The organism is Streptomyces sp. NPDC107528 (assembly GCF_055639295.1).
In genome coordinates this window covers 672,990-680,211 of record NZ_JBVKAV010000001.1, presented here as the reverse complement: position 1 = coordinate 680,211, position 7,222 = coordinate 672,990, and the positions used below count along the sequence as shown (strand labels likewise).

General features: G+C 72.5%; 4 protein-coding genes. 3 read left to right on the top strand and 1 reads right to left on the bottom strand.

What is annotated here, in order from left to right:
* Positions 1 to 231: 231 nt before the first annotated feature.
* Positions 232 to 2,703 (bottom strand): SpoIIE family protein phosphatase, encoded by a 2,472-nt coding sequence (locus tag ACZ7L5_RS03290; RefSeq protein WP_471513962.1) that lies wholly within the window; start codon positions 2,701 to 2,703, stop codon positions 232 to 234.
* Positions 2,704 to 2,968: 265 nt separating this feature from the next.
* On the opposite strand from ACZ7L5_RS03290, the gene ACZ7L5_RS03285 reads away from it, so the two are divergent.
* The 3 genes from ACZ7L5_RS03285 (at position 2,969) to ACZ7L5_RS03275 (ending at position 7,127) form a co-directional block, all read left to right on the top strand.
* Positions 2,969 to 5,035, top strand: coding sequence for a SpoIIE family protein phosphatase (locus tag ACZ7L5_RS03285; protein WP_471513961.1), 2,067 nt, complete (start codon positions 2,969 to 2,971; stop codon positions 5,033 to 5,035).
* Between the two features lie 71 nt (positions 5,036 to 5,106).
* Positions 5,107 to 5,886 carry an IclR family transcriptional regulator gene (locus ACZ7L5_RS03280; RefSeq protein ID WP_328878345.1) on the top strand — a complete coding sequence of 260 codons (780 nt, stop codon included), beginning with the start codon at positions 5,107 to 5,109 and terminating at the stop codon, positions 5,884 to 5,886.
* 104 nt (positions 5,887 to 5,990) lie between these two features.
* Complete coding sequence (locus ACZ7L5_RS03275; RefSeq protein ID WP_471513959.1) at positions 5,991 to 7,127, top strand: PP2C family protein-serine/threonine phosphatase; 1,137 nt, start codon at positions 5,991 to 5,993, stop codon at positions 7,125 to 7,127.
* Positions 7,128 to 7,222 lie beyond the last annotated feature (95 nt).

The window sequence follows — 7,222 nt, the reverse complement described above, 5'->3', positions numbered from 1 at the left end:
CCGATGAAGCCCGCCTACCCGGCCAAGCCCGCCCACCCGGCCAAGCCGGATCACCCCAAGCACCCCAGCAAGCCCAAGCACTCCGGTCACGAGAAGGAGCAGCACGGGTGGTGATGGCGGCGACGAGGGAGTGAATCCCGGTCCCTCAGGGGATGCGCACGTCGGTTGAAGTGCCGGGCCCGTTTGCTCGGGCCCGGCACACCGCTGTCCGGGAGGAGGAGGCGGGGGCGGTCAGGGGATCTCCTGTTCGGCCCAGATGATCTTTCCGGCGGCCGTGTAGCGGGCGCCCCAGCGATGGGCGAGTTGGGCCACCAGGAACAGGCCGCGGCCGCCCTCGTCCATGCTGCGGGCGTGCCGCAGGCGTGGGGCGGTGCTGCTGCCGTCGGCCACCTCGCAGGTCAGGCGGGTGTCGCGGAGGAGGCGTAGGCGGATGGGGGGTTCGGCGTAGCGGATGGCGTTGGTGACCAGCTCGCTCACGATCAGCTCGGTCGTCATGGCCAGTTCCGCGAAGCCCCAGTCCGTGACCTGGCGGGTCGCCCGGGCCCGGAGGTCGGCGACGGCGGCCGGGTCGACGGGCACGTCCCATGAGACGACGTGCTCGGCGCCCAGAGCGTGGGTGCGCGCAAGGAGGAGGGCGATGTCGTCGGGCTGCGGCGCGGGCACGAGTTCCCGCACCGCGGACGAGCACAGCGTGTCGAGGTCGAGGTCCCGCCGGGACAGCAGGTCGCCGAGCCGGGACATGCCGCGTTCCATGTCGCGGTCGGCGTCCGCGACGAGGCCGTCGGTATAGAGGCCCAGCAGGCTGTTCTCAGCGAGTTCGATCTCGCCGGCCTCGAAGGCCATGCCGCCCAGCCCGAGCGGGGGCCCGGCAGGGGGCTCCGGGTAGGAGACCTGCCCGTCGGGTGCGATGACGATCGGCGGTGGGTGTCCTGCCCGGGCCATCGTGCAGCGTCGGGTGACGGGGTCGTACACGGCGTACAGGCAGGTCGCGCCTAGGAAGCCGGTCGTGCCCTGGTGGGCCGCCCCGGCCGTGTCGCCCTCGGGCCGCTCCTCGCTGAGACGCAGCACGAGGTCGTCGAGGTGGGCCAGCAATTCGTCGGGGGGCATCTCCATGTCGGCGAGGGTCTGTACCGCCGTGCGCAGCCGGCCCATGGTGGCCGCCGCGGTGATGCCGTGGCCGACGACGTCGCCGACGACGAGGCCCACCCGGGCCCCGGACAGCGGGATCACGTCGAACCAGTCCCCGCCGACCCCGCCGCTCGGGTCCGCCGGCAGATAGGAGGAGGCGACCTCCAGTGCCGTACCACCCGTCAGGGCCTGGGGCAGCAGGCTGCGTTGCAGGGTGACCGCGGCCGTGTGTTCCCGGGTGTAGCGGCGGGCGTTGTCGACGCACAGGGCCGCGCGGGCCACCAGTTCCTGGGCGACGAGGACGTCGTCGGGCTGGAACGAGACGGGATTGCGCGACCGTATGAAGGTGGTGAGGCCCAGGGTGGTGTTCCGTGCCCGCATCGGCGCCGAGATGAGGGAGTGCAGGCCGAACTCGCGGATGCTGGCCGCTCGCGCGGGTTGCTCGGATGTCCACAGTTCGTCGGAGGGATCGAGGACCGGGATGAGGATCGGCCCGCCGTCGATGAGCAGATGCGCGTCGTGCGGCGGCGGGACGAAGTCCACCCGCTCCCCCACCCGCGCCACGGCCTCCGGGCAGCCCTTGCGCACCGAGCTCATGCCGGCCCGGCGCATCACCGGCTTGGCGGGGGCCGGGCCGGCGTCGGTCAGCCACGTGCCGTGCCCCTCGGTGCTGAGCACCGGCTCCAGGAGGTCCACGACGACGAAGTCCGCGAAGCGCGGCACGGCGAAGTCGGCCAGTTCCTGTGCCGTCCACAGCACGTCCAGCGTCGTGCCGATTCGCGTCCCGGCCTCGTTGACCAGCGACAACAGCTGGCGTGCGTTCCACCGCTCGGTGACGTCCAAGACCATGTAGCAGACGCCGGTGATCGAGTTGTCGGGATCCACGAGGGGAAAGAAGGAGGTGGAGTAGGCGTGCTGGCGGTGCGGGTCGGCCCAACTCCATCCCACGTACTCGTAGTCGGTGACGGGCAGGCCGGTTTCCAGGACCTTGTGCATCCGGCCCTCGATGGTCTCCGCCTGGAGCCCGGGCAGCAGTTCGCTCAGCCGACGGCCGAGGCGCTGCTCGCGAGGGACACCGCCGAAGCGTTCCAGGGTGTCGTTGAGCCAGACGTAGCGCAGGTCGGTGTCCATCACGGCCATGCCGACCGGTGAGCGGGTCAGGAATCCGTCGAGGATGGACTGGCCCACCGCCCACTGCTGCCGCAACTCCCGTGCCGAGACCAGAAAGCACTCGTCCGCTCCGATGCGGAACGACGCGGAGACCCGCAGGTCCACATCGACACGGCGGCCGTCACGGTGCCGTAGCGGAATGAGACCGTTCCATCCCATGCCGGCCCGGCAGCGCTCGGCGACGCCGGCCGCCCGGACCGGATCACTCGGTACCGCCAGCAGCCGCGCGGCGGGGGAACCGACGACGTCCGAGGCGGGGTGGCCGAGGAGCTCCTCCGCTGCCCGGGTCCAGCCGATCACGACACCGTGTCCGGACAGCACCGCCGCCGCGTCGGTGGACGCGTCGAACAGAGCGCTCGGTCCTTCGGACGTGGGCGCCTCCGGTTCTTCTCGCGCAGCATCCATGGGTCCTCACGCAGCGTCCATGGGTCCCGTCCTCTACACGACCATGTTCCTGCTAGTCCGCCCGATCTGCACGGGCCGACGGCCCCGGCCCCGTTCCGCGGACGTGCGGGCGGTCGCGGGCGACTCGCGGGCGACTCGGCGGCGGCCGCTCACCGGGCAGGGCCGAGGGGCCGGAGAGAGCATGGAGGTGCCAGTCGCGCCAATCGTGGTACCCGACCGTGGCCGAGGTCGGCAGGCCGTGCCGGCCGGTGAAGGAGGAGCTGGGATGGCAGCTGGATCCTTCGAGTCCGCGGGAGGCGGGTACGCACCGGAGCCGCCCCGGCCGACCGGCCTGCTCGATGTGCTGAGCGTGGCCGCGGTGGTCGTCGACGCCGACGGGCGCGTGGTGTTCTGGACCCCGCAGGCCGAGGAGCTCTTCGGCTACACCGCCGACGAGGCCCTCGGCACCCATGCGACGCGCCTGTTCATCCACCCCGAGCAGCTGCCGGCCGTGACGCAGCTGTTCACGGAGGTGCTGGAGACGGGCCGGAGCTGGGCCGGCACCTTCCCCGTACGGCACAAGGACGGCAGCACCCGGCTGACGGAGTTCCGCAACATGCGGCTGCTGGACGATCTCGGTGACGTCTACGCCCTGGGCATAGCGGCCGACCACTCCCTGCTCCAGCGCGTCGAGACCGATCTGGCGCTGTGCGAGCGGCTGATCAACCAGTCCCCGATCGGGATCGCGTCCCTGGACCCGGACCTGCGCTATCTGCTGGTCAACCCGGCACTGGAGCGTATCGACGCCACCCCGGCCGAGGACCACGTCGGCCGCCGGCTGCGGGAGACCCTGCCGCTGCCCGACATCGACACGATCGAGTCCTGTCTGCGCCAGGTGCTCACCACCGGCACCCCGCTGCTCGACCAGTACCACGTGGGCCGTCCGCCGGCGGACCCCGAGACTGAGCACGCCTGGTCGCTGTCGTTCTATCGGCTGGAGGACCCGGGCGGGCGGATCCTGGGTGCGGCCATCTCGTTCGTCGACGTCACCGAGCGGCACCGGGCGGCCGCGGAGGCCGACCGGGCCCGGCGGCGGCTGGCGCTGATCGCCGACGCCTCCACCCGGGTCGGCACCTCGCTGGAGGTGGACCGGACCGCTCACGAGCTGGCGGAGGTCGCCACTCCCGAGCTGGCCGACGTGGTCGCCGTGGACGTCCTGGACTCCGCGCTGGCCTGCCGGCGCAACCGCAAGCCGGACAACGGCCCGGAGCTGTTCCGCGCGCTCGCGCTGAAGGCGGCCTACCCGAGCGTGGCGCTGCGCGCCGCCGATGCGCCCGGTGACCTCGCCGCGTACGAAGGCGACCGGCTGGTCACCCTGTGCGTGCACACCGGCCGGCCGATCCTCGTACGCCATGTCGGCGAGCAGGATCTGCCGCGTATCGCCAAGGACGCCGAGGCCACCGCGCTGCTGGCGCGGGCGGGCGTCCACTCCTATCTGGCCGTGCCGTTGATCGCGCACGGCGAGGTGCTCGGCGCCCTCGACCTCAAGCGCACCCGCAATCCGGTGCCGTTCGACCAGGACGACGTCGTCCTGGCCAGTGAGCTGGCCAGCAGGGCCGCCGTGGCCATCGACAACGCCCGCTGGTTCCAGAGCGTGCGCAACACCGCCCTGACCCTTCAGCGCAGCCTGCTGCCCGACCACGCGCCGCACCACACGGGTCTGGAGCTCGCCTCCCGCTACCAGCCCGCCCAGGCCACCAGCGAGGTCGGCGGCGACTGGTACGACGTCATCCCGCTGGAGGACGACAAGACGGCGCTGGTCGTCGGCGACGTCATGGGCAACGGCATCGACGCCGCCGCCACCATGGGCCGGCTGCGCACCGCCACCTGTGCCTATGCCGACCTGGACCTGGAGCCCGGCTCCGTGCTCCAGCACCTGGACAAGATCACCTGCGATCTGGAGCACTACATCGTCACCTGCCTGTACGCGGTGTACGACCCCCGCACCGGGCAGTGCCACATCGCCAACGCCGGCCACATGCCGCCCGCGCTGGCCCGCCCCGGCCGCGCCCCTGAGCTGCTCGAACTGCCGGCCGGCGCCCCGCTCGGGGTCGGCGGCATCCCGTTCGAGACCACCACGGTCGAACTGAGCCCCGGCGATCTGCTGGTCCTCTACACCGACGGCCTCGTCGAGACCCGGCTCCACCCCATCGACGACCGCCTGAGCGTCCTCCTCGGCTTCCTGGACGAACCCCGCCGGCCGCTGGAGGAGACCTGCGACCTCCTGCTGTACGGCCTGCGCCACCCCGACGACCACGACGACGTGGCTCTTCTCGTGGCGCGAGTGCTGTAGGCCGAGCCGGTCCGGCCTTGCGGGGGCGGGCCCGCCTTGCCCGCGCCGGGCGCCCGGCGCACGCTGTTCCTATGGGTGCTCAGGACGGCCCCACGCTCATCGGCTCCGTACAGCGCGCCTTCCGCCTGCTGGAGGCGATGAGCGCGCATGAGAACGGCGCGCCGGCGAAGCAACTGGCACGGGAGACGGGCCTGCCCCTGGCCACGGCGTATCACCTGCTGCGGACGCTGGTCCACGACGGATACGTGCGCAAGCTCGACGACGGCGGGTTCATCCTGGGCGACAAGATCGGCACCCTGCACACCTCGGGCCGGGGCCAGGCGCTGCTCAGCCGGATACGCCCGACGCTCGCCGCACTGCGGGACGAGCTGTCGACCGCCGCGTACCTCACCTTCTACGAGGACGGCGAGATCCGGGTCGCCGAGATCGTGGACGGCCCCCGCGCTCCCCGGGTCGATCTCTGGGTGGGGTTCGAGGACGCGGGGCACGCCACCGCGCTGGGCAAGTCCGTGCTGCGCGAGCTGGACGAGGAGTCACGCAAGGACTACCTGTCCCGGCACCGGCTCGCGGACCTCACGCCCAGCACCATCACCGACCCTCCGGAGCTCATCCGGCGGCTCGACTCCGAGCCCCTGGCCCCGGCGGTCACGGACCTGGAGGAGTACGCGCTGGGCACGGTCTGCGTCGCGGTGCCCGTCTACAGCGGGGGCACCCTCGGCTCGCTCGGGGTGTCGCTGCGGGCCGACCGGCGCTTCCGGCTGGAGGAGACGCGGGCCCGTCTGGAGGAGGTCCGAGCGCGCCTGCTCCCGACCGCGAGCCGCGTGACCCGGGGCCTCTCGCTCACTATCTGAAATCCGTGTCCTTGTCCCATCCGGGGTCGAACCGTTTTCCTGAATAAACCGGACATAACCTCCGGAAGCGCCCCCCACTCACAGGTGAGGACATCCCACAAGACATGAGCCAGGCCCCGCACCACGGTCGCTACCACTGGCCGAGGCGACTGGTCGCCGCTACGCCCGTACTGCCCATACTGATCGTCTCCGCGATCGTCCTCGTCGATCTCGTCTGCGGCTCGGGGATGACCTGGCTGCCGCTGCTCGCCGTGGGTCCCGCGCTCGCGGCCACCACCAACGGGCCGCGCGGAGTCCTGTGGGTGGGGCTTCTCGCCGCCGCCCTGGGCGCGATCCTCGGCATCCGTGACGACGCCGGCGCCCGCGAGCTGGCCGTCGTGCTGGCCGCCCTGATGGCCGTCACCCTGGCCGGGAGCCTCGCCAGCGCGCTGCGCGGGCGGCGCGAGCGGGTGCTCGCCGCCGTGCGTTCCGTCGCCGAGGCCGCCCAGCACGCGCTGCTGCAGCCCGTACCGGCGACGGTCGGGCCGTTCCAGGTCGCCGTCCGCTACAGCGCCGCCGCGGCGGAGGCCCGGATCGGCGGCGACCTCTACGCGCTCGTGTCCACGCCGTACGGGGTCCGGATGATCGTCGGCGACGTGCGCGGCAAGGGGCTGCCCGCGGTGGGGACCGCGGCTCTGGTGCTCGGCGTGTTCCGCGAGGCCGCCTACGACGAGCCCGATCTCCTCGCCGTCGTCGCACGCATCGAGCGGAGCCTGGCGCGCAACCTGGGCAGCGACGACTTCGTCACCGCCGTGGTCGCCGGGTACCCCCGGGAGGGGCAGCTGGAGGTGGTCAACTGCGGTCACGCGCCGCCGCTGCTGGTGCGCGACTCCGTCGTCGTGCCGGTCGACCCGGACCGTCCGGCCCCGCCCCTCGGGCTGCGCACCCTCTCGGGCGAGACGCCGGCGCTGCAGGTGCTGCCCTTCGCCGACGGGGACCAGCTGCTGCTCTACACCGACGGCGTCACCGAGGCCCGCGACCACGAGCGGGAGTTCTACCCGCTCGCCGACGGGCTGGCACGGCACACGTGCGACCAGCCCGCACACACCGTCACCGCCCTCCACGACGAGCTGCTCGACCATGTGGGCGGCCGGCTCCACGACGACGCGGCACTGCTGCTGCTCCGCATGCCGGCCCCGGCCGTCACACCCGCCGACCGCGAGGTGCCCGACACCGGACGGGTCGGTTCCTGCTCGCCGTAGCACGCAGGGCGCGGGCAACTGCGCGACTGACCGCAACCGACGCCGCACCCGAGCGACAGCACTACCCGGCACCCCGTCCGGGCCCTCCTCCCGCC